The organism is Priestia sp. TGN 0903 (genome assembly GCF_050846855.1).
Classification (GTDB): Bacteria; Bacillota; Bacilli; order Bacillales; family Bacillaceae_H; genus Priestia; species Priestia zanthoxyli.
This window is the reverse complement of sequence record NZ_JBOZGL010000004.1, coordinates 404,030-428,609: the sequence shown is the minus strand read 5'-3', so window position 1 is coordinate 428,609 and position 24,580 is coordinate 404,030. Positions and strand designations below refer to the sequence as shown.

The following is a 24,580-nucleotide window of genomic DNA, read 5'->3' as shown; positions in this document are numbered from 1 at the left end:
TAAGCCCTTTTTACAGGGCCTATTTAGCGCGTATGCCTTCCCAAAATATTGTCCAAGCATCGTGGATTTTTTGATCATAATACTCTGGTTCATAGTAAAAGCGCTGAATGAACAGTCCGTCGGTTAAACAATAAAAGCTATTGATATACAAATCAATCGGACGTTCAATTATTTCGCCTTCAGCCATTCCCTGTGTAAAAATAGCATGCAGAATTTGATCAGACAATCGTTCGCTTCTTAAGAAAATAGCTTTTACTTCCGACTGCAAATGCTCAGGTGGAAACAAAATAAGACGACGGTACATCTGGCCAAAAGAATCTTTTTCAATCATCGTGCAGAAATCTACAACAAAGCAGTGAAGCTGTTCTTTAGCAGACTTTGTTTTATGCTGTTCGTATATAACAGATAACTTTGTTAAAAATAAATTCATTAAATCATGCACGGTTAGTAAAAATAAGTCGTCTTTGTTCTTAAAATGAGCGTACAGGGAAGGTTTTTTTATGCCTACTTTTGATGAGATATCAGCAAGCGATGTTTCTGTATAGCCTTTTTCTCCAAAGAGCTCCATTGCGGCAGCTCTAATTTTTTCTACAGTTGATAATTCACTCAAAAAAAGCCCCTCCTCAATCTAACTAACGGTCGTTAGGTAAAAGATATCAAATATAAAAAAAAGAAGCAAGGGAATCGCTTCTTTTTAATGTATTTTTACTAAATGACGCTGAGTTAAAAATAAAGAAAAGATAAAAATAAGCTCAAACGTATTTGTTACGGCTGTGCTTGGTATAGGAATTGACACGGCACTTCCTATAATCATCACGGCTACTCCAATCATCATGCTGCTCCACCTGGTCTTGCGAAATAAAGAAATTCCAACAAAAAGCAAAATAATCGCCACAATAAGAACCATAAGAGGGGGACCGGATGATCCCACTAATGTATAGCGAACAATGCCATATTCACGTACAACTTCCATACGCTGAGTAATCGTCTCGATTATTTCATAGCTAATTAAGGCAAACGTAGTCAGCAAAAAAAGAATGCCGGCAACAGGTTTTTTAGCCCATGTAATCGTCGAGTATTTCGCTACGCCATACGCAAAGAGCACCAAAGTAGGGGTAAATAAAGCGTGAAACCAAAAGCGAAGCATGCTGAGTGAACGTAAAGTATCGCCTTCACCGATAAATGAACCAATCCCAATCATTACATTATCGTAAATTAGTCCAGCTATTACTAAAGGAAGAAATAGCATGTAAAACGGCGAAGTGTTTTTTCGTACTACATATATGCTAAAGAAAAACAGGACAATGTAGCAAAAAGAAAATAGAAAATAAAGGATTGTATCAACCATTTTTTTCCTCCTTTTGATGATACTTCTTCTTTTTATGATAACATCATATGCCAAAAAAGTGAGGAATCATGCATTTTTCTAGGCAATCTTAACGGACAAAAGATGCCTTTATCGGTAGAAAGATTCAGAAAATATTGAAATAAAAATAGGGAAAGAGGCCATAGTCAAGAGATTTAGATTTACTGAATTGATTATTAAATAAAGGAAATCTATAAAATAACAACAAAAGAACTAGGTACATATGGAGTCTAAATGCTTATAAAATTAGAAAAAAATATTTAATGTCCTTTCTATTTAAGTAAGTTAAATGTAAGCAGAAAATGATAAATAAATGTATTTTTCTTACTTTTATATCTATCTATCATCCTCACAAGTACGGTTGTTAGACAAATTCAATTGGTATATCCATAAAAAGGAATTAATGGGATAAAATATTTTTTATTCCACCTTTATATTACAAAACGTTTTCTAAAGTTAAGAAATTTTTAATTACGTAATATTTCCGTGTGTTAATTGTAAGAGTGATGTATAAAATATTCCTGTTATTATGGTAAAAAAAGGTATCGATGGGATTTTTCTAGGTAATTAAACTTTAGACCTATTCTGTAAATTTTAAATAAAACGATGAGTTTTTAATTCTGTAAATAGACAATCGGAATTGTAAGAATATATAACATTTGAGCTATTGACCACTAATGAGCGCAGATGATAGTTTTAGAGCTGTTGAAATTGGTACTCGAGTCCATTTTTCAAAGCAGGTGTTTTAGCAGCATGCTAGCGCTGTTAATTGATTAGCTCCCATACATATATAAAGGGAGTGAAACTATGAAATCGTATATCTATCATTATGAATCAAAAGCATTCATAACGTATCCAACAGGAGAAGTTTGGAAGGAGAAGAATGAAACATGATCTTAATTATCCTATGCTGCCTATTTTTAGTAGGGTATGGCGTTTGGGAGTATCGCAGACATTTACGCAAGCTGCATTCAATTCCTGTACGAGTGAATGTTAATGGTATTCGCGGAAAATCCACCGTTACACGATTGATTACAGGTATTGTAAAAGAAGCAGGTTACAAAACAGTAGGGAAAACGACAGGAACACAAGCGCGTATGATCTACTGGCATACAAGTGAAGAAGAACCAATTATTCGTCGTAAAGAAGGTCCGAACATTGGAGAACAGCGACGAGTGGTAAATGAAGTTGCCGATATTGGCGCGGAAGCTCTTATTTGTGAATGTATGGCGGTACAGCCTGATTATCAAATCACATTCCAAAATCAGCTGATTCAAGCCAAGGTAGGCGTTATTGTAAACGTACTAGAAGATCACATGGATGTAATGGGTCCAACTCTAGATGAAGTTGCTCAAGCGTTCACTGCTACTATTCCTTATGATGGCCACCTTGTTACAATTGAAGGTCCATATTTGGAATACTATAAAAAAATAGCTGCAGAGCGCAACACAAAGGTTATTGTAGCTGACAATGATAAAGTATCTGAAGCGTATTTACGTGAATTTGATTATATGGTTTTCCCTGATAATGCTTCCATCGGTTTAGCAGTAGCAGAAGCACTTGGCATCGATGCTGAAACAGCGATGAGAGGAATGTTAAATGCCCAGCCTGACCCAGGAGCTATGAGAATTACAACGTTTGGCGATGAAAAAAATCCAGCATTTTTAGTGAATGGATTTGCTGCCAACGACGCTTCTTCCACGCTTCGTATTTGGGAACGTGTAGATTCAATGAATTATAGTGAAAAGCTTCCTATTGTCATTATGAACTGCCGTCCGGACCGTGTAGATCGCACGGAGCAATTTGCTGAAGATGTAATGCCATACATTGAAGCGGATGTAATGATTGCAATTGGTCAGACGACCTCACCAATCGCTGCTGCACACCAAAGAGGCGAATTGCCAACAAAAGAATTCTGGGATATGGAAGGCGCTTCTACAGAAGAAATTTTAGATCGCATGAAGCCTTATTTAAAAGATCGTATCGTATACGGTGTCGGAAATATCCACGGTTCAGCCGAGCCGCTTGTTGAAGCTATTATTGAAATGAAAAAGATGAGAAAAGCAGTTTAATCTAGGAGGCCATTTCATGTTCGGATCAGATTTATATATTGCCCTTGTGTTAGGGGTTACACTAAGCTTAATTTTTACAGAAAAAACGGGCGTATTGCCAGCCGGTCTTATCGTACCGGGGTATTTAGCTCTTGTATTTGATCAGCCAATTACCATTTTAATGATTTTCTTAATTAGTATTTTAACGTATGTTATCGTCGTGTACGGAATCTCAAAAGTAGTTATTTTATATGGACGTCGCAAATTTACAGCGATGTTAATTACGGGTATTGTGATTAAAGTTGCATTTGATTATTTCTTCCCGATCTTGCCGTTTGAAGTGTTTGAATTACGCGGAATTGGTATCATTGTACCGGGCTTAATTGCAAATACAATGCAAAAGCAAGGTCTTCCTTTAACAGTTGGAACAACGGTTTTATTAAGTGGTGTAACATTTGGAATTATGCAAGTTTATTATTTATTTTAATACACAAACAAACCGCAGCTGGTAAAGGAAGGTGAAAGCGTTGAAAGAGAAAAAATTAAACTTTCAAGAAAAAGTATTGATGTTTATAAAGAAAACAAAGCCTACAACGGGCAAGCAAGCTCTTATCTTAACGCCAATTTTAATCGTAATTTTAGCTCTTTCAGGATGGATGGAGCGTTCGGACGCTCTTGAAAACCCTGAGACGGCTAATCCAGAGGCCAATAATGATTTAACGATGACTATGGTCGGAGACATTATGATGGGTCGCCATGTAAGAGAAGTAACTGAACGCTACGGAGAAGATTTTGTATTCCGCAACGTGGAGCCGTTCTTTAAAAATTCGGATTACGTAAGCGGGAACTACGAAACGCCGATTTTAACAAACGACGTAGATTCATATAAAGCAATGGAAAAAGGTATTCATTTATATAGTAAGCCTGCTGATCTAGCGACCGTTAAAAATGCAGGTTTCGACGTATTAAACTTAGCGAACAACCATTCAATGGACTACAGTGCAAAAGGGTTAGAAGATACGATCTCTACTTTTGAAGCAAACAAATTAGATTTTGTTGGTGCTGGCCGTAACTCTGAAGAAGCAAAGCATATTTCATATAAAGATGCTGACGGCATCCGCATTGCAACCGTAGGGTTTACGGATGTACATTCAGACGGAATGTCCGCTGGAAAAAACAACCCAGGTATTTTAAAAGCAGATCCGGATCTTATTTTCAGCACGATCCAGCAAGCGAAAGCAAATGCTGATTTAGTTGTAGTAAATGCCCACTGGGGTGAAGAATACGATGCACAGCCAAGTCCTCGTCAAGAAGGACTAGCAAAAGCGATGGTAGACGCTGGTGCGGACATTATCATCGGTCACCATCCGCACGTTCTACAGTCATATGACGTATATAAAGGTTCGGTTATTTTCTATAGCCTAGGAAACTTTATCTTTGACCAAGGGTGGTCAAGTACGAAAAATACAGCGATGGTTCAGTATCATTTAAACAAGCAGGGCCAAGCTAAAATTGATGTTATTCCAATGGTTATTAAAGCAGGTACACCAACTCCAACAGATAACCCTTGGCGCATGAAGCGTATTTATAACGATTTAAACAAGTTTTCTTCAAACCCTGAACTGTTAGAAAAAGAACGAAACAAGTTTGAATTAAACTTAGATCATTCTCGCATTATAAAACATGCAGAGGAGCGCAAAAAGAAAGAAGCACAAGCTAACTAATAGCCCGTCATACACAGAGGAGGTAAAAGATGATAAATAAACGTAATACGATTATTGTTTCCATTGTCATCTTTTCACTCATAGTAGGTGTATGTGTTTATCAATTTATGTTTCCAAAACAAGAATATGCAGTAAGTACTTCAGATCCTCGCGCCACAAAAGTAGGTATGGAAATTCTTAAACAAGGCGGTACAGCAGTTGATGCAGCTATTGCCATTTCCTACACGCTTGGTGTTGTGGAACCGTACGGATCAGGACTTGGGGGAGGCGGCGGAATGCTGATTGATCCAGCAGATGCCTCTCCAACATTTATTGACTACCGAGAAATTGCACCTAAGAATGATAAAGAAGATGAGATTGGCGTACCAGGGTTCGTCGCTGGTATGGATTATATTCAGCACCACTACGGATCTCTGTCGATGAGCAAACTAATCGACCCGGCCATTAACTATGCCGAGAAGGGGTACAAAGTGGACAAAGATTTGCACGATAGGCTGGTTTCATACAAAGGTAATGTGAATGAAGATGAAATTCCTAGCTTTTACCCAGATAAAGACGCCATTAACACAGGTGAAATTGTCAAACAGCATGAATTAGCGAACACGCTGCAAAAGATTAAGGAAGAAGGGCCAAATGCTTTTTATAGAGGGAAAATTGCAGACGATATTACAGAAGAAACGAAAGTAAGTCACAAAGACTTGCGAAAGTATGCGCCTGTTGAGCGCAAACCTCTATCAACTAATTATAAAGGTCATCAAATTATTTCAGCACCTCCTCCTTTTGCTGGTGCTACGCTCATTCAAATGTTAAAAATGACGGATCAAGAAGATATTTGGAAGCTGAAGGAATCGCATCCTAGTCTTTATTATCATTTTCTTGGTCAAATTTCAAAAGTAGCTTATCAAGACCGCTTGAAGAAAATTGCCGATCCGGCTTTTATAAAAGAAACGCCAAATGATTGGATCGACGATCACTACGTGCATTTACTTCGTAATAAATTAAATAATACTGAAACAGATCACACCAAAGTAAGCGACGTCGAAGAACATGAAAGTACCACTCATTTTGTTGTGATGGACGGTGACGGAACCGTTGTATCCACAACGAATACGCTGAGTAATTTCTTCGGCAGCGGTGAATATGTAGATGGATTCTTTTTGAATAATACGCTCAATACGTTTGGACAAGGAATTAACAAGCGTGAACCTGGTAAGCGTCCAAGAACATTTACAGCCCCTACCATTATTCGTGAAGGTGATGAATGGGTAATGTCGATTGGCACACCGGGAGGAAATCGTATTCCGCAAGTGTTAACGCAAGTAATTGGGGATTATTTTGAGGACAAAGATTCCATTAAAAAGGCAGTAGAAAACAAGCGTGTGATTTTTGATTCTCATAAGTTTTATTCAGAAGCTAAGCTTAAACAGTCAACTAAAGATGGTTTAAAAACGTACGGCTATGACTTGAAAAACAATGATAACGCGATGTTTTACGGAGGCGTTCAAGCTCTTGTGAAAGACTTAAAGAAAAATCAAATTCAAGGTGACGCTGATCCGCGCCGCCACGGTTTATGGGAAAAAAGTACAGACTAATTTAATTGGAGGAATAGAAAATGATCGCAAAACGTATCGTAGGGATTGTAGGACCAATTGCTATTGTAGCAGGAGTAGTAGCAGGACTTGGAGCTTTAAAACATCCGGCTACTCTTTCAACGGATGAACAGCAAAAAATCGAAAATAACGTAAAAATGATTGAACAAACAAAATCTGCTGCTACAGATGCAGTAAATGATGCTGCAGCAGCTTCTGGGAAATAAAACATATATAGTAATAAAAAGGCATCGTCCGGGGCGATGTCTTTTTTGTGTGCAATTTAATTTATGGATAAAAATGAAAGCGCTTCACAAAATATACATATGAGTAAAAATGGAGGGGAATGTGTGAATAAAAAATTACTGTTATTTAATATTGTTGCTGTTTTGTTGTTAATCGGGGTTATAGCCGCTTTTTTTATGACTCAATCGAGTACAGATCTTAGTCCTAAAAAGCTGCTTAAAAAAAATAATGATCATTCTTATGGTGCGAGTTCATCGAATTCTCTGGCAGCAAATGTAGGGATGGACGTATTAAAAGAAGGCGGGAATGCAGTAGATGCAGCCATTGCTATTTCGTATGCCCTCAATGTAGTCGAACCTTTTGGATCCGGAATTGGCGGAGGTGGAGGTATGCTGATTGCCAAAAAAGATCAGCCTGCTACCTTTATCGATTACCGGGAAACCGCTCCAACTTCTATGAGCGGTAAAAACGGCGTGCCGGGATTTGTGGCTGGCATGGAATATATTCAGCAGAAGTATGGCACAAAATCAATGAGTGATTTAATTCAGCCGGCCGTTGAATACGCTGAAAAAGGGTTTGAAGTAGACTCTCTTTTATCTTCGCGATTGTATTATTCTAGAGGAAGGATGGATGTGGATGATCTATCTGCTTTTTATCCGAAGGGAGAAGCAATCGAAGAAGGAGAAACGCTGTCCCAGCCAGTGTTGGCTAAAACGTTAATTAAGATTCAGCGAGAAGGTGCATCTGCATTTTATAAAGGAGATTTGGCACAAGATCTTGCTGATGCAACGCCTATTTCTAAAAAAGACCTATCTTCCTATCAAGTGACAGAAACCAAGCCTGTCGTTTCTGCTTACAATGGAACGGAAGTGATTTCAGCGCCTCCGCCTTTTTCCGGGATTACACTGATTCAAATGTTAAAAATGGCAGAGAAAGAAAATCTTGAAACAATGCCTGACAAAGACTATTACGAAACGATGAACAGAATTAAAAAAGCAGCTTACTCCGACCGGTTAAAACAAATCGGCGATCCTGACTTTCATAATCAAAACTCAAGTGAGTTAGTTAGTGATGATTATATAACAAACCTGGTCAATCACCCGACAAGTTCTTCAGGTGAAGGGGATGAAGAACACGAAAGTACAACACATTTTGTAGTTATTGATTCAGAAGGAACCGTCGTATCAACAACCAATACGTTAAGTAACTTCTTTGGTACAGGCGAACAAGTTGACGGTTTTTTTCTTAATAACAATGCTGATACGTTTGGAAGCAAAGAACCGAATAATCGTGAGCCAGGAAAAAGAGCAAGAACCTTTACAGCTCCAACTATTATAAGAGAAAAAGGCGAGTGGGCGATGGGAATAGGTTCTCCTGGCGGAACGCGGATTCCTCAAATTTTAACTCAGGTACTTTCTAAAAATCTTGAAGGAAATGAACCGCTTCAAGAAGCTGTAAATGAACCGCGATTTATTTTTGACGATTCGACTATTTATATAGAGCCTGATTTAGATACAAAAAATATCCCTTCTGCGTTTCGGATAGAAACAAAGGAAAGCGACGTCTTTTATGGAGGTATCCAAGCGTTAACCATTAATTTTCAAGATAAACAAATGGAAGGGGCGGGAGACCCTAGAAGAAATGGAGTTTGGAAAACAGGAGATTAACGAAGTAAAAATCCCTTCTCATATGCTTAGGCATAGTGAGAAGGCGTTTGAAAATATCGAATGGAATGAAATTCTTTGTCACTGGAATGAAAATGTACGTAAATGGGGGAACGATCTAAAGCAGGGTGAGCGTTGAAAAACGTGGCATCACCGTAGCGCAATGCTTTTAGTAAGTAAGGCATTTCTTGTTTGAAAATAGCATACCGTATGGCTTGAACAGACTTTTCCGTGTGTTCATTTCCAATAAATACGTATACATACAGCGTATCAACACCGTCTTTGTGGAGCCATTCGGCAAAAAGCTCATTTCGCTGCTCATTTAATTGATCAACAGCAAACTTTTCGTCGATCCAAAGAAATAAATCGTCTGTTTGTTCAGAATGGGTGAGCGTATAGCGACGCCCAATAAAAGGAAAGGTGGGCGTGCTTCCTTGCCGGTATGTGACGCTAAATTGCTGAGGATTAAAAGCAGACAAAGGGCATCTTCCTTTCACGCTTTTAAGTAGTTTATGCATAAAAAAGAGAAATTTCACACATTCGTCAAGAATTTTAAGCTGCTTTTTTTACATGCATACTTATGAAAAAGTTGTTACACTGAAGAAAAGAAATAGTGGGTGATAGAAGATGGAGCCGCTGTATATTGTTTTAACGATTTTTTTAGCAGCCATGCTATCGTATGATATTGCTAAATTTGTTCGAGGAGACCGGCCAGATTGGAAAGAGGGTCTCGTGACGGGCCTTGTGTTCGTGGGCTTTTTAGCAGCCATGCAAATGGCTTTTCACATTGTATAGCGCAGAAAGAGGCTGGGACAAACGTAGTTTAGTTGAAGGAAGATCCGAACGATGAATTGTTCGGATCTTTTATGGTTAAGGTGAACGTAGATTTCATGTGTGTAGTTATGTCTCAATCTCTTTTTTGAGGATATGTCCGATAAGTTTAGTTCGGCAATACTAAAAAGCCCTGATATCGAATAAGCTGTTGTATACTGCATTTTTGATAAAGGGGCTTTTTACTTGTATCGAAAAAAAACACTGCTTTTGAAGCGAAGTTTAGGAGTAGCTGTGTTTCTTGCTTTGATTGCGCTGGGAATTTGGATGTTTCAATTTACATTCTTTTCTCCGAGTCATCAAGCCAAATCTGCTGTAAAAGAATTTTATACGCTAGAACAGGAAGGGAACTTTTCGGAATCATGGAACCTTTTTCATTCGTCCATGAAAAAGAAGTGGACAAAAGGTGCATACATACAAGATCGAGCACACGTATTTCTCAATCATTTCGGAGTAGACACTTTTACGTATTCCATTGAAGATGTTGAAAAAAGAAAGAGCTGGAAGATGGAAAATGATCGTAAAGCGTTTCCTGTTGTTTACGAAATGACCGTTATCCAAACGTATAAAGGGAAATATGGAAACTTTGATTTGGTGCAGAAAGTGTATGCTGTTCGTGAAAAAGGAGAATGGAAAGTCGTGTGGGATTATAAACAGTAGGAGAGCCTGCTGTTTTTTTATCTTCATAAGAAATGAGCATACTTCAGCTGGTAATATGCCTCTTTTTTAACAGAAAAAACGTTATGTTTTTTTACGAGTGGGTAAAATGAAAGAAGGAGGCGAACACAGATGAAATTTAAAACGATTTTATTTGATGCATATGGAACACTGTTTGATGTACATACCGTTATTGAAACGTGTGATAAGCTGTATCCGGAACGCGGAGAAAGTATTAGCCATTTATGGCGTTTGAAGCAAATTGAATATGCAATGCAATATCAGCTGATGGGACGATACGTTGACTTTTATACATTAACAAATCAATCACTGAAATATGCAGCAGAAGCAAATGATATTGATTTAACGGAACATGAAGAAAAAATGCTGATGAGTGCTTACATGAAGCTGAATGTCTACGATGAGGTCAAAGAGGTGCTCGCCTATTTAAAAGAAAAAGGATATCGTCTGGCTATTTTTACGAATGGTCCTAAGCATATGATTGATCCGCTTGTTTCTTATCACAATATGAATCATTTATTTGAAGACGTTATTTCCATAGACGAAATCAAACAGTACAAGCCTACAATGGCAAGCTATCATTATGCAAAAAATAAAATGAATGCAAAAAGAGAAGAAGTATTGTTTCTGTCATCGAATACATGGGATATTGCCGGTGCTAAAAACTACGGGTTCGCAACGGCTTGGGTTAACCGAAAAGGAAATGTAGCTGAGCATAAAGAGTTGCAGCCAAACGTAATCATTAAAAGCTTAAATCAGCTTATTAAATAAAAAAAGAACGAGCATTAAGCTCGTCCTTTTTTATTTATTGCTAAATGTATCTTTTGTTTCGCCTACTGCTTTTTGAGCATTTCCTTTTGCTTTCTCAGCTTTTCCTTCACGCTGAAGATCGCGGTTATTCGTTGCATTTCCGACTTGATCTTTTACTTCACCTTTAGCTTTTGATACATTTCCTTTAACTTTATCTCCTAAACCTTTACTCATTTTAATCTTCCTTTCTATTAGTGATTAAGTAGTGTTACTTGTCTATTCCACCGTTAGAAAGAAATTAAACATATTTTCTGATTTTGGCCTAAACAGAAGCTAAGCCTGCGATATTTAGAAGTACTGTTTAGTCACTATCATCATTCGGAGGTTTTAAGTTCCCACTCATCATAAATCTGAGATTCATAAGGCCATGATAATAAGCTTAAAGATTCCACTGCTTTTAGAACAAGAGGAGAAGCATTATCGATGTTAAGATCTTGCGGTGCAATCCACAATGCTTCCAAAGAATCTTGTCCTTCAAACTGGACGGGGTTGGAAAGAAGCTCACCGCCGGCAATGTCTACGTAATAAAAAACAGCAATGTGATGTACATGAGTAAATTCTTTCCACTTACAGGGATACTGAAAATCCGTTGTACCGGCTTGAGAAATAATAGTAATTTCAAAGCCAGTTTCTTCACTAAATTCTCTTTTCATCGCAACTGTTAATGTTTCACCGTGTTCTAGCTGTCCGCCTGGCAAATCAAAGCGATGAATATACGGCCCTCTATTTTTTCGAATAACAAGCAGCTTGTCATCTCGCATACAAATTCCATATACGCCAAAGGCGCGATCATAGTTTGGTTCCATCTTTTTTTCACTACTTTCTATAACAGAATGGCTTGATAAAGCATCATTTGATTTCTTTATCCTACCATACATTTTGTTATAGAACCTTTTTTAATGAGGTGCTTTTACAGTAAGCGTACGGGAAACAGCACTTTCGTTATGCAAACGGTCAACAGAGGTTACAACATATGTGTATGTTTGATTTTTGAGTGCGCTTTGATCTACAAATAATTGTGTTTCTCCTGTTTTCCGAACGGTTGTCAGTAAGTTTTCTGCGTTGTTGATGTCACCTCGTTTATTGCCTTGGAAGCGATAAATGGCATAATAGGCGGAATCATTCTGCTGATGATCTCGAATTTCAAACGCCGCTTCTTTTGTATGAGGGCCCGCGTTTTTTAATTTTGGTGCTTTTGGAGCCGTATCATCAAGCCAAGGCATTGCCGGAATAAGAGCAGGATGTTTATAAATATCGTTTTGCAGCTTATCTTTTATTCCTAGTGGGTTTCGGTTCAAATCTTTCAGGCTAAAATGCATGCTCCCGTGTACTTCTGGAAATTGATGATTAAGAGCAATTTGCCTTGGATACTCATCGGGATCAGACCATGCTTCCACGGCGTTGTTATTAATTTTATAAGCAGCTTGTCCAATATAAAGGTGAACTGGCTTTCCGCGAACTTCATCTCTCCACCAGTTGAGCAGCGTATCGTAAGCAGCGGGTTCAAATCCAATATTCCAATAAATTTGCGGAGTGATGTAATCAATATATCCATTTTGAATCCACGTACGCGTATCAGCATACAAATCATCGTAGTTTGTTTGTCCAGCAGTCGTCTCAGAGCCAGTTGGATCATTAGCGATGTTTCGCCACACGCCGAACGGACTGATGCCAAACTTCACGTATGATTTTGTTCTTTTAATAGCCGTATTTAAATCTCGAACAAGCTGGTTAACATTGTCTCGGCGCCAGTCTTCAATATTCGAAAACGTTTGAGCACCGTAGGTTTCATATGTTTTTTGATCTGGAAACGTTTGACCTGCAATTTTGTAAGGATAAAAATAGTCATCCATATGAACAGCATCAATATCATAGTTTCTTACGACTTCGAGCACTTCTTCAATAATAAAGTTTTTTACTTCGGGAATACCTGGGTTGTAGTAGAGTTGTTTTCCATAGGAGACGACCCAATCAGGATGTTGTTTGGCAGGATGATTATCGGCAAGTTTGTTTAAATCAGTATGATTCATGGTAATGCGGTAAGGGTTAAACCATGCGTGGAATTCTAAGTTGCGCTTATGTGCTTCCTCCACCATAAAAGCTAGAGGATCGTAGCCGGGATCTTTACCTTGTGTACCCGTTAAATATTCTGACCACGGGCCATATTTCGACGGATAAAAGGAATCAGCGGTAGGTTTAATTTGAACGACCACAGCATTCATTCCCATCTTTTGTACTTCATCTAGCAAATAGGTAAACTCATTTTTTTGCTGCTCAACCGGAAGACCAGGCTGAGAAGGCCAGTCAATATTGTATACGCTTGCAATCCAAGCCGCTCGAAGCTCCCGTTTTTGATACGTAGTAGGTACGTCTGCTTTAGCAGGTAATGTGCTCGAACAAAACAGCAGCAAAAACAAGATGCCTCCAATCCATTTTTTTATATGCATGTTCGTTCCTCCTTCTTTTTTGGTTGAGATAAAATTTCTTTCATAATATAGCATGCGGTCGTTATATTCACAATAGGTTTTAATAAAATATTCTGAAAAATAAAATAAAGTTTTAAAAATATCAGAAAAATATTGAAATTAAACTTCAGAAAAAATATAATAATGGTAATTTAAAGAATATTTTAGAAATACGTTACTTAACGATGGAGGAATTCATGCGCCAATTTTCCGTACTTACTTTAATCGATGCACAAATGAATCATTACAGTCCTGCTGAAGGAAGAGTAGCTGATTACGTGTTAGAAAATCCTACGACCACGTTGAACTTAACGACCAAACAGCTAGCTAAGCAGTGTCAGTGCAGCGAAGCTACGATTATCCGCTTTTGTCAGCGTGTAGGGATTAATAGTTTTAAAGAATTAAAGATTGAATTAGCAAAAGATGCCCATAAGGTGAATAACGAGCAGCTGCCGAATCTTCCGGTTAATTTTGAAGACGAGACCGAAGCCGTGCTTGAAAAAGTCATGAGCAAAAGTATGAGCGCACTTATGAACACGAGTCGTTTAGTGAGTTCTTCTGCAATTGATGCAGCTGCGGAAGCTATTCATAGAGCGAAGCGAGTGTTTTTATACGGAGCAGGGGGATCATCTGTAGTTGCGCTAGATGCGCAGTATAAACTGCTTCGAATTGATATTTCAGCGCTGTTTTCATTAGATAGTCATGTTCAAATGGTGATGGCTACGAATATGACAAAAGATGACGTGCTGTTTGTAGTATCGACTTCCGGTCAAACAAAAGAAGTGGTGGAGCTGATGCAAATAGCCAAAGATAAAGGGGCAGCGGTTATTTTGCTAACGCAGCACGGATCATCTCCAGCTTCTAGATTAGCTGATATTCTGCTGACTATTTCAGTAGAAGAGCAGCATATTCGAATTGGAACGATGAGCGCTCGTATTGCTCAGCTAGCCATTGTAGATGCGGTGTTTATACGGTTATGTATTCAAAAAGGCAATCAAGTGTTTGAACGCATAATCGATACACATAATGTAATTCAAAAAATCAAGAGGTAGGGGGAAACGAGAAAATGAAGGTATTGTTTGTATGTTCTGGAGGAATGTCAAGTGCGATTGTGGTGAAAGCATTAAAAACAGAAGCACAAAAGCACGGAACGGATATGGAAGTGCTGGCAATTGGGACAAATGAAGTGGCAGAGGAAATTCAAAAGGGCTGGGACGTTGTAATGGTTGCACCGCAGATTCGTCACCGGTTTAACGCAGTGAAAGCGGAAGCGGATAAAGCTTCTGTTCCATGCGGGCCCATTCCGCCGCAGGCTTATACGCCGCTTGGAGGTCCGACGCTTTATAAAACGGTTCAACAGCTCGTTAGCTAAGGAAAGCAGGTTTCTTCCTGCTTTTTAAATAAATAAGGGGTTTATTACACAAGGGGAGAATATAGAGGGGGAAAGGGTATATGAGCAAATTTGTGTCGTTTTTAGAGAACAATTTATCGGGACCCATGGCCAGGTTATCAGAACAGCGGCATCTTCAAGCCATTCGTGATGGTGTTATTTCCGCTTTGCCATTTATCATTATCGGAAGTTTTTTCTTAATTTTAGCATTTCCGCCTGTGCCGCAAGATAGCACAATTGCGAAATGGGCAGCTGATAACAGCGCCAACATTTTAATACCGTATCGCGTAACGATGTTTATTATGTCTTTATATATAGCCTTTGGGATAGGGTATAACTTGTCCAAAAGCTATAATCTCGATCCGCTGTCAGGAGCACAAATTGCAGTTGCTGCACTACTTCTTACGGTGACTCCAAAGCTGATTGAAGAAGAAGGGTTTATGCTTCCAATGACCAACCTTGGAGGACATGGTTTATTTGTGACGATGATTGTATCGATTTTATCAGTCGAGATTCTCAGGTTTTGTAAAGCAAAAAATGTCACCATTAAAATGCCGGAGCAAGTGCCACCTTCGGTATCGAGGTCTTTTGAAGCGCTAATTCCAGTTGCGATTGTTGTTGTACTTATGACCATTATTACAATTGTTTTAGGTATCGATCTTCATCATTTAGTTGATAAACTAGTTGCTCCGCTTGTAGAGGCAGGAGATAGTTTAGCAGGAGTATTAATACCGGTTTTCTTAATTACGTTTTTCTGGTCATTTGGTATTCACGGCGTCTCTGTTGTTGGGACAGTGGCACGGCCTGTATGGGAAGTATATTTAGCCAAAAATGCTGAAGCGGTAGCAGACGGAGCTTCAACGCTCCCGTATATTGCACCCGAAACGTTCTTTCAATGGTTTGTTTGGATCGGAGGATCTGGAGCAACGCTAGGCCTTGCTTTAGCAATGCTGTTTTTCTCAAAATCTAAATATTCGAAAGCGCTTTCTAGGACATCTTTTATTCCAGCGGTTTTTAATATTAACGAACCAATTATTTTCGGTTTGCCAATTGTCTTAAATCCTATTTTAATTATTCCTTTTATTATCATCCCGATTATTACAACGATCATTTCATACGCAGCAACGGCGACAGGCCTTATTACTCCAACATACGTAATGGTTCCTTGGACGCTCCCGGCGCCGATTGGGGCATATCTATCGACCGGAGGAGACTGGCGGGCGGTTGTACTGGTCGTTGTCAATATTGCTATTTCTGTTGTGATTTATCTTCCGTTCTTTAAAATGTACGACCGAAAGATGGTTGAAATGGAAAGAAGCGATGAAGCAACGGTTACACCATCCGATAGCTCAGTTCAAATGTAAAGAAAGAGAAGCCAACTTGTTTGGCTTCTATCTCTTTAATAGGAGTGAAGATCAATGTTTGTTCGATTTCGATATAAAACCGTGTTTTTATTTCTGTTGACCATGGTTCTTTGTAACGTTATTTTTACACCTTTGCTGCAGTATGCTGGTTTGTCAGCGCAGCATAGTTTATTTGCCATTACAAGTCTGTCAGCAGCGTTGCTTACAACATTTATTTCTATTCGGCTTTCAACAGCAGCTTTATCTAAAACCGCTGTTTGTATACGCTTTGTTTTGCTCGGGGCAGGGTGCACAGCCGTTACATATTTAGCCGTTTTTTAACAAGGAGGGGCAAGGAATGAAAGTAGTGACAATAGGGGGAGGATCAAGCTATACGCCTGAATTGGTCGAAGGGTTTATTAAAAGGTACAATGAGCTTCCAATTCGAGAGCTGTGGCTTGTAGATGTTGAAGAAGGAAAAGAGAAGCTTGAAATTGTAGGAGCACTTGCTAGAAGAATGGTCAAAAAAGCAGGTGTTGATATGGAAATTCATTTAACGCTTGATCGAAAAAAAGCGTTAATAAATGCTGATTTTGTAACGACACAGCTTAGAGTAGGCCAGCTTGATGCGCGTATTCAAGATGAACGCATCCCTCTTAAGTACGGAATGATTGGTCAAGAGACAAACGGGGCGGGAGGATTATTTAAGGGCTTGCGAACAATCCCGGTTTTGTTGAAAATTGCCGAGGAAATACACGAAATTTGTCCAAACGCCTGGCTTATTAATTTTACAAACCCTGCCGGTATGGTAACGGAGGCGCTGCTTCGATATGGAAAGCATTCTAAAGTAGTAGGAGTCTGTAACCTGCCTGTACATATGACGAACTCAATCGCCAGCTTGCTTCAAATCGAAAAAGAAGATGTGCACATTGAATTTGCAGGGTTAAATCACTTGGTATATGGGCTGCATGTGTATGCAAAAGGAAAGGAAGTAACGCAAGAAGTCATTCAACTTTTAAGTGATCCAAAGTCTCAAGTAACAATGAGAAACATAGCTCCTATTCCGTGGCAACCGGATTTTTTGGAAGCTCTTGGCGTGATTTTATGTCCTTATCACCGCTACTACTATAAAACAAAAGAAATAGTAGCAGAAGAGCTTTTGGCCTTTCAGTCAGGTACTACGCGCGCTGAAGTGGTCAAAGCATTAGAAGCCGAACTTTTTGAACTCTACAAAAACCCAAATCTAGAAAGTAAGCCTCCGCAGCTGGAAAAACGAGGAGGCGCTTACTACAGCGATGCCGCATGTAATTTAATTTCATCCATTTATAACGATAAAGGTGATATTCAAACATTAAATGTAAGAAATAATGGCGCCATTTCTTCACTGCCAAACGAATCTGCGGTTGAAGTAAACTGTGTTGTAACAAAGCAAGGACCAGTACCACTCGCTGTCGGTGAACTTCCGGTAGAAGTGAATGGACTCGTACAGCAAATTAAATCGTTTGAACGAGTAGGAGCAGAAGCCGCGGTTACAGGATCTTACGAAAAAGCGCTGGTTGCCCTGACCATTAATCCGCTTGTTCCAAGTGACGAACTGGCTAAGGCGGTCTTAGACGAACTGCTTCAAGCTCATCGCAAGTATTTACCCGCTTTTTTTAAGGAAGTGAATGCGTAGTATGTATGCTGTTGGACTTATGTCAGGAACGTCACTGGACGGAATTGATGCAGCTCTTGTGGAGATTGAAGGAAGCGGCTATGGAAGTAAAGTTAAGCTTCTTCAGTTCATTACCATGCCGTTTTCACCGCCGTTAAAAAAAGAAATTGAACAGGCGCTTTCTCTCGAACATTCAAATGTACAGCTGATCTGCAGCTTGAATTTTAAACTTGGCTACGCGTTTGCAGATGCAGTGAAAAGAGTGTGCCAAGAAGCCGGGTTTTCTCTTAAACAAGTAGATGTCATCGGATCGCATGGTCAAACCATTTACCATCAGCCGTATGCTTCAGGAAATACAGCGATGTCTACACTCCAAATTGGAGAGCCCGCTGTTATTGCCTATGAAACTAAAACGAAGGTAGTGGCAAACTTCAGAGTGATGGACATGGCAGCGGGCGGGCAAGGTGCTCCGTTAGTTCCTCACACCGAACGAATTTTGTACAGCCACGCTGACCGTACAAGGCTGCTTCAAAACATTGGAGGTATTGGGAATGTAACGTTGATTCCGCCAAAACACTCTCCTATACCCGTAGTAGCTTTTGATACGGGGCCGGGAAATATGATGATAGATGAAGCGTGTCAGCAGCTTTTTCATGTTTCATTTGATGAAAATGGGTGTTTAGCAGCTGGAGGAACTATTATTTCAGAGCTTTTAGAAGACTGTATGAACCATGATTACATGAATCTTTCTCCTCCTAAATCGACGGGAAGAGAGCTGTTCGGTACACAGTACACAAGGAGACTGCTAGAGAAATATAGCAACCATAAAAAAGAAGATTTGCTAGCTACGATTACCATGTTCACGGCATCATCCATTGTACATCACTATGAAACATTTATTTTTCCTGCCTATTCTATTGACGAAGTGATTATTGGAGGAGGCGGAAGTTATAACAATACGCTGATGAATATGATTAAAGCCAAGCTAGGGAAGCGCTGCAGTGTGTATACACAAGAAGAAATAGGGATGTCTTCAGAAGCAAAAGAAGCCGTAGCTTTTGCGGTGCTCGCAAATGAAACACTTGCAGGTTATCCAAGCAATGTACCAAGTGCAACTGGTGCTTTGTCTCCTGTAATATTAGGAAACATTACGCCTGCACCACTATAAAAAAGGGGATGGAAGAAATGACAGAAGCAGCAAATATGGAAAATGAAATTTTTGAACTTATTGCATACGGAGGAAATGCTAGGTCACTGGCATATGAAGCGTTAGAAGCAGCTGAAGATTATGATTTTAATAAAGCTGACGAACTTTTAAAGCAGTCTCAAGAAGAGCTCAGTCATGCTCATAAAACGCAAACTGCGCTTATTCAACGTGAATTGAACGGAAAAACAATTGAAAAGTCGCTGCTTTTAATTCACGCACAAGATCATTTAATGACGGCTATTTCAGAGCAAAAATTAATTGAACATATGATTAAGCTTATTAAAAAATTTAAAAAAGAAGGCGAAAATCAATGAAAAAGCTAGGTATTGCGATTTATCCGGAACATTCGACTGTGGAAAAAGATAAAGCGTATATAGCACTTGCGCATCAATACGGATTTACCCGCATTTTTACGTGCTTGCTTTCTGTTGAAGGCGATCAGAAAAAAGTAATGGCAAATTTTAAAGAAATCATTGAGTTTGCCAATGAGCTAGAGATGGAAGTAGTAGTTGATATCGCTCCTCGCGTATTTGGAGCGCTTGGCATTTCTTATGATGATCTATCTTTTTTTCAAGAATTAGGGGCTTATGCTATTCGTCTTGATCTAGGCTATACGGGAAATGAAGAGTCCATTATGACCTTTAATCCATACGGCTTAAAAATTGAAATTAATATGAGTAATGCAACAAAGTATGTTGATAATATTTTAAGTTACCAGCCGAATCGAAAACAGCTATTGGGGTCGCACAACTTCTATCCTCATCGATATGCGGGATTGTCGTATGATCACTTTATGAAGTGTTCAGCGTTGTTTAAAGAACATAACCTTGAAACAGCAGCGTTTATTAATTCACCAAGCGCTACTTTTGGACCGTGGCCTGTTACTGAAGGACTTTGTACGCTTGAAATGCATCGCACGCTTCCGATCGACGTGCAGGCTAAGCATCTTTTTAAAACGGGATTAATTGATTGTGCAATCATTGCGAATGCTTATGCATCAGAAGAAGAAATGAAGGCGCTGCGTGATGTTGTTCAGCAAGAGCGCTTTACCTTTAATGTGACCCTGTATGATACGATTACTGAGCTTGAGAAAAAAATTGTGCTGGAAGAGTTTCATTTTTACCGCGGAGACGTATCCGATTATTTAATTCGCTCTACGCAAAGCCGAGTAAAATATAAAAAAGAAGAATTCAAGCCTACGCATACTCCACCAATTCGAAGAGGCGATATTTTAATAGAAAATGAACTCTACGGTCAGTACAAAGGAGAGCTGCAAATTGCGCTGTTAGACATGGAGAACTCAGGTAAAACAAACGTAGTAGGCCGCATTGCGGAAGAGGAAATTTTCTTATTAAATGAACTGCAGCCATGGGATAAATTTGCTTTTTGTGAGCGGTGATGAAATGGACTATATTATTGGTATTGACGGCGGGGGAACAAAAACAGAAGCCGTTGCGTACAGCTTAGACGGCCAACAGCTCGCTGCTTCAAAAAGCGATTACGGCAATTTACTCATTAATTACAACACGGCTATTACTCATATTGATGAATGTATTATGGCGTGCAAAACTGAGCTTGCTGGTCATACATGTAAAGGCATTTCACTAGGACTTGCTGGAAGTAAAGCATTATCCAAAGAAGAAATAAAAAGATATTTTTATAATCGTTATCAAGTAGAAGTAGGTTTATATGATGACGCCATGATTGCACATGAAGCACTACTGCATGGAAAAGACGGGATTTTAACCATTGCAGGAACTGGAGCCGTCAGCATTGGTAAAAAAGATGAAGTGTATGAATACGGTGGAGGGTGGGGACACCTTCTTGGAGATGAAGGAAGCGGATATTGGATTGGTCTTCAAGCACTGATATTGCTGACGAAAGAGCATGATCAAAACCGTCCGTACAGCAGCCTTAGTCAGACAATCTTGCAACATGTAAAAGCAGACACCATACACGACATAAAAAAGTTTGTCTATTCATCTCCTAAATCAGAAGTTGCTTCACTCACTCCGCTTGTTGTAAATCAAGCGAGAAATTATAAACAAGAAGCAAGTGACATTCTTCAACGGGCTGGAAAGAACCTTGCAAACATGACTCTTCATTTGTATAAGAAACAGCGGTTTGAAGGGAGCAGCTTGCTGGCATGCAAAGGCAGCATTTTAACGGAAATTCCAGAAGTGTTTGATGTTTATAAAAAAGCATGTGAGAAAGAAATAAAGCATATCCAGTGGGCAACACAGCGAGTATCATCTGCTAAAGGAGCTTATCAGCTGTTCATGAAAGAGTATAAATAGAGAAAAAATGATCGTGGAAAAGGCAGGGGATCACAGTGAACTTAAATCATATCTTAACAGAAAAACGCAATCCGCAAACGTTAAACATTGATGAATTATCAAGCCTGGAAATTGTAAAAAAAATTAATGAAGAAGATCACCAAGTGCCTCAGGCAATCAATAAGGTGCTGCCTGTTATTGCTCTGTTAGTAGATGAAATTGTCAGTGCTTTTAAACAAGGAGGACGTCTGATTTATATCGGAGCAGGTACAAGCGGGCGGCTAGGCGTGTTAGATGCATCTGAATGTGTACCAACATTCGGTACACCTGCCGAACAAGTAATTGGGATCATAGCCGGGGGAGACAAGGCGCTCCGGCACGCGTTAGAAGGAGCAGAAGATAATAAGAAACAAGCGATAGAAGATTTGAAAGCGATTAATTTATCAAATAAAGATATTCTTGTAGGTATAGCTGCAAGTGGAAGAACGCCTTATACACTCTCAGCGCTTGCGTATGCAAACAGCCTGGGGGCAGTAACGGGCTGCGTTGTAAATTCTCCTCAATCAGCTATGGAACAAGAAGCAAACTATGCAATAGTAGCAGAATCAGGCCCGGAAGTTGTAACAGGTTCTACCAGAATGAAAGCCGGAACTGCTCAAAAGCTTGTTCTTAATATGCTGACGACGGCTTCTATGATTCAAATTGGTAAAGTCTACAGCAATCTAATGGTAGACGTACAGCCGACTAATGATAAACTCGTCCAGCGTGCTAAAAATATTATTGCAGAACTAACAGGCGTCTCATCAGAAGAGGCAGCCGAAAGTTTACAAACATACAAAACGCCAAAAGCCGCTATCCTTGCGCTTCTTACTTCTATAGAAGGTGATGAAGTGCACCGGTTGCTTGCTAAACATGACGGACATTTAAAAAAAGCCATTGCAGAAGCAAAGGAACAGTCGACTAAAGATTAACCCCTAAAAGAAGTGCATACAGCACTTCTTTTTTTGTTGAGTACATTTTTTGCACAATGTATGTGGGTGAATTCGGTCTAATCATTTTGCGAGCAGGAATTAATAACGTATACGATAGAGCCGGGCAAAGCAAACCGGCTGTTAGCTCAGCGTCTGTTATCAAATTTACTATTGTAAAAAAGTTTATTTTCTCTAGTTAAATTAGCATGTGCGCTTTGATAATCCTTTGGTTATTTCTCCTTATGACGATGTAAACATGAATATGGTATTATCGAAAGTTAAAGGGGTATTAAAAGGTGTGTGGAAACAATGGATCGAAAAAAAGCCGCATCAGTAGCTGGAGCATTGGTCATTGCCGTAGGAATTTGGCTGTTTCAAAGCGGGAAATTTAAAAGTGAAGCCCAGGCAGATAAGTTTACGAGTACGTTTTTGGTCGATCATGAACAAACAGACAATGGATTTGAATTATTTACTTCGGATACCAATCAATATAGCATGTGGTTTCCGCTTCAGTATGTTATTCATAAATCTTCTTATAAAAGCAGTGAAGATGAAAGTGAAGTATGGACAGCATCAACGAAGGAAAATGATTCATACAATGCTGGGAAAATAACGGCTTTATTTTCTAAGAAAAAAAGCAAAGCAGCTCAAAAAAAAATGGATGCGTTTCAGCCTGATTACATGTTAAAAGGTAAAAATGCAACGATTTATGTGAAAAAACAAACAAGAGATGGAAAGCATAGCATTTATCATGCTTATGTGAATGATGATTATTCAAGCAGGTATATTTACTATACGTTTGAACTAAAAAGCAGCGAACAGACAAACAGTACAAAACAGCAGTATTGGGTAGAAAAAATTCTTCTAAATACACAGTTTCAAAAAAACTCAGCTGAATAGTCAGCTGAGTTTTTTCGTAAGGATTCATAATGCTTTTGCTTTTTTATGTAAACGGGTACAATATGAGTAAGGAGGCCTTCGTATGATTGAAAAACAAGCAGTTGGTGAAAAAGCAGCACAATTTGTTGAAGATGGAATGATTGTAGGGCTAGGAACAGGTTCAACAGCTTATTATACAATTGTCAAACTAGGTGAACAAGTAAAAAATGGATTAAACATCAAAGCGGTTCCTACTTCTCAAAAAACAGAAGAACTGGCAAGGAAACTAGGTATTCCTATTGTTACCTTAGCGGATGTTGAATATATTGATATAGCAATTGACGGAGCGGATGAAGTGGATAGCGAGCTTTCTTTAATTAAAGGAGGAGGAGGCGCGCTGCTTCGAGAAAAAATGATTGCGTACGCAGCGAAGCGATTTATCGTGATTGCGGATTCTAAGAAAATAGTGAAGACGCTAGGAGCTTTTCCTCTTCCTGTTGAAGTTATACGTTTTGGCTGGGAAATGACGGCGAAGCATATTCGCAGTGCAGGTTGTGTACCGCAGCTTAGGCTTTTAGATGATCATACGCCGTTTATCACCGATAACGGAAATTATATTCTAGACTGCCATTTTTCAGAAATTGAAAATCCTGCTTTGCTGGAAAAACAGCTTACAATGATTCCAGGCGTAGTAGAAAGCGGTTTGTTTGTAGGAATGACGGAGGAAGTCATTACCGTACAAAATCAAGAGGTTCATATCATAAAAAAATAGAAGCTTTGGCGTCGGGCCTAGGCTTCTATTTTTTAATTGGAAAGAACGTTCCAATTTTTCTCTAATTGGTATATGTATTGAGACGCGTTCAGTACATTTGGATGAACGAAGGTATCAATTGTTTTTTGCGGACAAGCAGATCCGTATAATGAAAAAATGACAAGCTTGCTATGCTCGATTGGTGATACAACGTGAGATAAACAGCGATAAGAAGGATTTATCAAGCTTTTTACCATGTCATGGATATCTTCTTTGTCGTAAAAATCGACTTCAATTTCCGTTTTTACTAAATAACAGCTTTCAATGGCACTGCTTCTATAATAATTGTAGCGTGCTCCGATGAAGTAGGACGGATCTGATGTTGAAACGTCCAAATTCGTATATGTTTGATCCTGCTTGCTTTTATAAAAAATAGAATCATGAGTATGCTTCATGAATTCTTGATAAGTTGTTCCATCTTCCCACAGAGCTAGAATACAAGCATCTGTTTCATCTTCCACGTTCCAACCCCCTAATTGGCCAATGAAACCATTCACGTGCGCAAGAGCAGCCCAATGCTGTTGCGTATATGAAAAAGATGCTTTTTTATCAGTCGGTATGCTGCATTTAACAATTTTTGTCAACATTCTCCCATCACCTCAATTAATTACTTCGATAAATGCAG

At 39.1% G+C, this 24,580-nt stretch carries 28 protein-coding genes; 21 read left to right on the top strand and 7 right to left on the bottom strand.

The annotated features are described in order from the left end of the window. Nucleotides 1-19: 19 nt before the first annotated feature. Nucleotides 20-610, bottom strand: coding sequence for a TetR/AcrR family transcriptional regulator (locus ACRPLY_RS16575; RefSeq protein WP_014461312.1), 591 nt, complete (start codon nt 608-610; stop codon nt 20-22). An 84-nt stretch (nt 611-694) separates the two neighbouring features. Next, complete coding sequence (locus ACRPLY_RS16570; RefSeq protein ID WP_049163091.1) at nt 695-1,348, bottom strand: hypothetical protein; 654 nt, start codon at nt 1,346-1,348, stop codon at nt 695-697. A 908-nt stretch (nt 1,349-2,256) separates the two neighbouring features. Here ACRPLY_RS16570 and pgsB point away from each other — a divergent pair. The 6 genes from pgsB to ACRPLY_RS16540 all read left to right on the top strand — a co-directional run bounded on the left by pgsB (nt 2,257) and on the right by ACRPLY_RS16540 (nt 8,643). Continuing rightward, complete coding sequence (gene pgsB, locus ACRPLY_RS16565) at nt 2,257-3,438, top strand: poly-gamma-glutamate synthase PgsB (protein WP_432232034.1); 1,182 nt, start codon at nt 2,257-2,259, stop codon at nt 3,436-3,438. Nucleotides 3,439-3,454: 16 nt separating this feature from the next. Continuing rightward, nucleotides 3,455-3,904, top strand: coding sequence for a poly-gamma-glutamate biosynthesis protein PgsC (pgsC, locus tag ACRPLY_RS16560; protein ID WP_013055707.1), 450 nt, complete (start codon nt 3,455-3,457; stop codon nt 3,902-3,904). 40 nt (nt 3,905-3,944) lie between these two features. Beyond that, nucleotides 3,945-5,141 (top strand): CapA family protein, encoded by a 1,197-nt coding sequence (locus ACRPLY_RS16555; RefSeq protein WP_028412240.1) that lies wholly within the window; start codon nt 3,945-3,947, stop codon nt 5,139-5,141. A gap of 29 nt (nt 5,142-5,170) precedes the next feature. Beyond that, a complete protein-coding gene (locus tag ACRPLY_RS16550; RefSeq protein ID WP_034269812.1) occupies nt 5,171-6,733 on the top strand; it encodes a gamma-glutamyltransferase family protein in 1,563 nt (520 codons plus the stop codon). Nucleotides 6,734-6,753: 20 nt separating this feature from the next. After that, a complete protein-coding gene (locus ACRPLY_RS16545) occupies nt 6,754-6,957 on the top strand; it encodes a CapE family protein (RefSeq protein WP_014461308.1) in 204 nt (67 codons plus the stop codon). A gap of 123 nt (nt 6,958-7,080) precedes the next feature. Beyond that, on the top strand, nt 7,081-8,643 hold the full coding sequence (locus tag ACRPLY_RS16540; protein ID WP_432232033.1) for a gamma-glutamyltransferase family protein: 1,563 nt from the start codon (nt 7,081-7,083) through the stop codon (nt 8,641-8,643). A gap of 26 nt (nt 8,644-8,669) precedes the next feature. Here ACRPLY_RS16540 and ACRPLY_RS16535 read toward each other — a convergent pair whose 3' ends face one another. Then, nucleotides 8,670-9,119: a staygreen family protein gene (locus tag ACRPLY_RS16535; RefSeq protein ID WP_028412243.1), complete on the bottom strand. Its 450-nt coding sequence runs from the start codon at nt 9,117-9,119 to the stop codon at nt 8,670-8,672. Between the two features lie 148 nt (nt 9,120-9,267). Between ACRPLY_RS16535 and ACRPLY_RS16530 the strand changes: the two genes are divergently transcribed. The 3 genes from ACRPLY_RS16530 to ACRPLY_RS16520 all read left to right on the top strand — a co-directional run bounded on the left by ACRPLY_RS16530 (nt 9,268) and on the right by ACRPLY_RS16520 (nt 10,920). After that, nucleotides 9,268-9,435, top strand: coding sequence for a hypothetical protein (locus ACRPLY_RS16530; RefSeq protein WP_014461305.1), 168 nt, complete (start codon nt 9,268-9,270; stop codon nt 9,433-9,435). A 222-nt stretch (nt 9,436-9,657) separates the two neighbouring features. Further along, a complete protein-coding gene (locus tag ACRPLY_RS16525; RefSeq protein ID WP_028412244.1) occupies nt 9,658-10,131 on the top strand; it encodes a hypothetical protein in 474 nt (157 codons plus the stop codon). A gap of 129 nt (nt 10,132-10,260) precedes the next feature. Then, the gene (locus ACRPLY_RS16520) at nt 10,261-10,920 is read left to right on the top strand and encodes a haloacid dehalogenase type II (RefSeq protein WP_028412245.1); all 660 of its coding nucleotides are present in this window, start codon (nt 10,261-10,263) and stop codon (nt 10,918-10,920) included. 30 nt (nt 10,921-10,950) lie between these two features. On the opposite strand, the gene ACRPLY_RS16515 is transcribed toward ACRPLY_RS16520, so the two are convergent. From ACRPLY_RS16515 to ACRPLY_RS16505, 3 genes are all read right to left on the bottom strand, one after another. Continuing rightward, on the bottom strand, nt 10,951-11,133 hold the full coding sequence (locus tag ACRPLY_RS16515) for a CsbD family protein (protein ID WP_014461302.1): 183 nt from the start codon (nt 11,131-11,133) through the stop codon (nt 10,951-10,953). Nucleotides 11,134-11,273: 140 nt separating this feature from the next. After that, complete coding sequence (locus ACRPLY_RS16510; RefSeq protein WP_430079771.1) at nt 11,274-11,765, bottom strand: NUDIX hydrolase; 492 nt, start codon at nt 11,763-11,765, stop codon at nt 11,274-11,276. A gap of 90 nt (nt 11,766-11,855) precedes the next feature. Continuing rightward, a complete protein-coding gene (locus ACRPLY_RS16505; RefSeq protein WP_432232032.1) occupies nt 11,856-13,406 on the bottom strand; it encodes a glycoside hydrolase family 10 protein in 1,551 nt (516 codons plus the stop codon). 215 nt (nt 13,407-13,621) lie between these two features. On the opposite strand from ACRPLY_RS16505, the gene ACRPLY_RS16500 reads away from it, so the two are divergent. The 12 genes from ACRPLY_RS16500 (at nt 13,622) to rpiA (ending at nt 23,916) form a co-directional block, all read left to right on the top strand. Beyond that, entirely contained in the window at nt 13,622-14,476 is an 855-nt protein-coding gene (locus tag ACRPLY_RS16500) for a MurR/RpiR family transcriptional regulator (RefSeq protein WP_325076431.1), read from the top strand. 14 nt (nt 14,477-14,490) lie between these two features. Beyond that, nucleotides 14,491-14,796 carry a PTS sugar transporter subunit IIB gene (locus tag ACRPLY_RS16495; protein WP_028412249.1) on the top strand — a complete coding sequence of 102 codons (306 nt, stop codon included), beginning with the start codon at nt 14,491-14,493 and terminating at the stop codon, nt 14,794-14,796. Nucleotides 14,797-14,876: 80 nt separating this feature from the next. Then, nucleotides 14,877-16,178 carry a PTS sugar transporter subunit IIC gene (locus ACRPLY_RS16490; protein WP_033578207.1) on the top strand — a complete coding sequence of 434 codons (1,302 nt, stop codon included), beginning with the start codon at nt 14,877-14,879 and terminating at the stop codon, nt 16,176-16,178. A gap of 54 nt (nt 16,179-16,232) precedes the next feature. Further along, nucleotides 16,233-16,499, top strand: coding sequence for a hypothetical protein (locus ACRPLY_RS16485; RefSeq protein ID WP_033578208.1), 267 nt, complete (start codon nt 16,233-16,235; stop codon nt 16,497-16,499). A 16-nt stretch (nt 16,500-16,515) separates the two neighbouring features. Next, a complete protein-coding gene (locus ACRPLY_RS16480) occupies nt 16,516-17,832 on the top strand; it encodes a 6-phospho-beta-glucosidase (protein ID WP_311265083.1) in 1,317 nt (438 codons plus the stop codon). A gap of 1 nt (nt 17,833) precedes the next feature. Beyond that, nucleotides 17,834-18,979, top strand: a complete 1,146-nt coding sequence (gene anmK, locus ACRPLY_RS16475) for an anhydro-N-acetylmuramic acid kinase AnmK (protein WP_432232072.1) — start codon at nt 17,834-17,836, stop codon at nt 18,977-18,979. A gap of 17 nt (nt 18,980-18,996) precedes the next feature. Beyond that, nucleotides 18,997-19,332, top strand: a complete 336-nt coding sequence (locus ACRPLY_RS16470) for a PTS lactose/cellobiose transporter subunit IIA (RefSeq protein ID WP_013055725.1) — start codon at nt 18,997-18,999, stop codon at nt 19,330-19,332. Continuing rightward, nucleotides 19,329-20,417, top strand: a complete 1,089-nt coding sequence (locus ACRPLY_RS16465; RefSeq protein WP_115653193.1) for a DUF871 domain-containing protein — start codon at nt 19,329-19,331, stop codon at nt 20,415-20,417. The genes ACRPLY_RS16470 and ACRPLY_RS16465 overlap by 4 nt, the downstream gene beginning before the upstream one ends. Next, complete coding sequence (locus ACRPLY_RS16460) at nt 20,374-21,315, top strand: BadF/BadG/BcrA/BcrD ATPase family protein (RefSeq protein ID WP_367077517.1); 942 nt, start codon at nt 20,374-20,376, stop codon at nt 21,313-21,315. Before ACRPLY_RS16465 ends, ACRPLY_RS16460 begins: the two co-directional genes overlap by 44 nt. Before the next feature lie 35 nt (nt 21,316-21,350). Further along, nucleotides 21,351-22,265, top strand: coding sequence for an N-acetylmuramic acid 6-phosphate etherase (gene murQ / locus ACRPLY_RS16455; protein ID WP_028412256.1), 915 nt, complete (start codon nt 21,351-21,353; stop codon nt 22,263-22,265). 309 nt (nt 22,266-22,574) lie between these two features. Next, nucleotides 22,575-23,165 carry a hypothetical protein gene (locus tag ACRPLY_RS16450; RefSeq protein ID WP_098113749.1) on the top strand — a complete coding sequence of 197 codons (591 nt, stop codon included), beginning with the start codon at nt 22,575-22,577 and terminating at the stop codon, nt 23,163-23,165. Between the two features lie 82 nt (nt 23,166-23,247). Further along, nucleotides 23,248-23,916 (top strand): ribose-5-phosphate isomerase RpiA, encoded by a 669-nt coding sequence (gene rpiA / locus ACRPLY_RS16445; RefSeq protein ID WP_432232031.1) that lies wholly within the window; start codon nt 23,248-23,250, stop codon nt 23,914-23,916. A 32-nt stretch (nt 23,917-23,948) separates the two neighbouring features. On the opposite strand, the gene ACRPLY_RS16440 is transcribed toward rpiA, so the two are convergent. Next, the gene (locus ACRPLY_RS16440) at nt 23,949-24,542 is read right to left on the bottom strand and encodes a YdbC family protein (protein WP_165635535.1); all 594 of its coding nucleotides are present in this window, start codon (nt 24,540-24,542) and stop codon (nt 23,949-23,951) included. Nucleotides 24,543-24,580 lie beyond the last annotated feature (38 nt).

Bases quoted from the DNA above. Each gene is read 5' to 3' on its own strand.
- ACRPLY_RS16515 (WP_014461302.1), bottom strand. From the start codon at position 11,133: ATGAGTAAAGGTTTAGGAGATAAAGTTAAAGGAAATGTATCAAAAGCT.
- ACRPLY_RS16460 (WP_367077517.1), top strand. From the start codon at position 20,374: ATGAACTGCAGCCATGGGATAAATTTGCTTTTTGTGAGCGGTGATGAA.
- ACRPLY_RS16520 (WP_028412245.1), top strand. From the start codon at position 10,261: ATGAAATTTAAAACGATTTTATTTGATGCATATGGAACACTGTTTGAT.
- ACRPLY_RS16550 (WP_034269812.1), top strand. From the start codon at position 5,171: ATGATAAATAAACGTAATACGATTATTGTTTCCATTGTCATCTTTTCA.
- ACRPLY_RS16440 (WP_165635535.1), bottom strand. From the start codon at position 24,542: ATGTTGACAAAAATTGTTAAATGCAGCATACCGACTGATAAAAAAGCA.
- ACRPLY_RS16495 (WP_028412249.1), top strand. From the start codon at position 14,491: ATGAAGGTATTGTTTGTATGTTCTGGAGGAATGTCAAGTGCGATTGTG.
- ACRPLY_RS16505 (WP_432232032.1), bottom strand. From the start codon at position 13,406: ATGCATATAAAAAAATGGATTGGAGGCATCTTGTTTTTGCTGCTGTTT.
- pgsB (WP_432232034.1), top strand. From the start codon at position 2,257: ATGATCTTAATTATCCTATGCTGCCTATTTTTAGTAGGGTATGGCGTT.
- ACRPLY_RS16530 (WP_014461305.1), top strand. From the start codon at position 9,268: ATGGAGCCGCTGTATATTGTTTTAACGATTTTTTTAGCAGCCATGCTA.
- anmK (WP_432232072.1), top strand. From the start codon at position 17,834: ATGTATGCTGTTGGACTTATGTCAGGAACGTCACTGGACGGAATTGAT.
- ACRPLY_RS16490 (WP_033578207.1), top strand. From the start codon at position 14,877: ATGAGCAAATTTGTGTCGTTTTTAGAGAACAATTTATCGGGACCCATG.
- ACRPLY_RS16470 (WP_013055725.1), top strand. From the start codon at position 18,997: ATGACAGAAGCAGCAAATATGGAAAATGAAATTTTTGAACTTATTGCA.
- ACRPLY_RS16545 (WP_014461308.1), top strand. From the start codon at position 6,754: ATGATCGCAAAACGTATCGTAGGGATTGTAGGACCAATTGCTATTGTA.
- ACRPLY_RS16450 (WP_098113749.1), top strand. From the start codon at position 22,575: ATGGATCGAAAAAAAGCCGCATCAGTAGCTGGAGCATTGGTCATTGCC.
- rpiA (WP_432232031.1), top strand. From the start codon at position 23,248: ATGATTGAAAAACAAGCAGTTGGTGAAAAAGCAGCACAATTTGTTGAA.
- ACRPLY_RS16485 (WP_033578208.1), top strand. From the start codon at position 16,233: ATGTTTGTTCGATTTCGATATAAAACCGTGTTTTTATTTCTGTTGACC.
- ACRPLY_RS16500 (WP_325076431.1), top strand. From the start codon at position 13,622: ATGCGCCAATTTTCCGTACTTACTTTAATCGATGCACAAATGAATCAT.
- ACRPLY_RS16570 (WP_049163091.1), bottom strand. From the start codon at position 1,348: ATGGTTGATACAATCCTTTATTTTCTATTTTCTTTTTGCTACATTGTC.
- ACRPLY_RS16510 (WP_430079771.1), bottom strand. From the start codon at position 11,765: ATGGAACCAAACTATGATCGCGCCTTTGGCGTATATGGAATTTGTATG.
- ACRPLY_RS16480 (WP_311265083.1), top strand. From the start codon at position 16,516: ATGAAAGTAGTGACAATAGGGGGAGGATCAAGCTATACGCCTGAATTG.
- ACRPLY_RS16465 (WP_115653193.1), top strand. From the start codon at position 19,329: ATGAAAAAGCTAGGTATTGCGATTTATCCGGAACATTCGACTGTGGAA.
- pgsC (WP_013055707.1), top strand. From the start codon at position 3,455: ATGTTCGGATCAGATTTATATATTGCCCTTGTGTTAGGGGTTACACTA.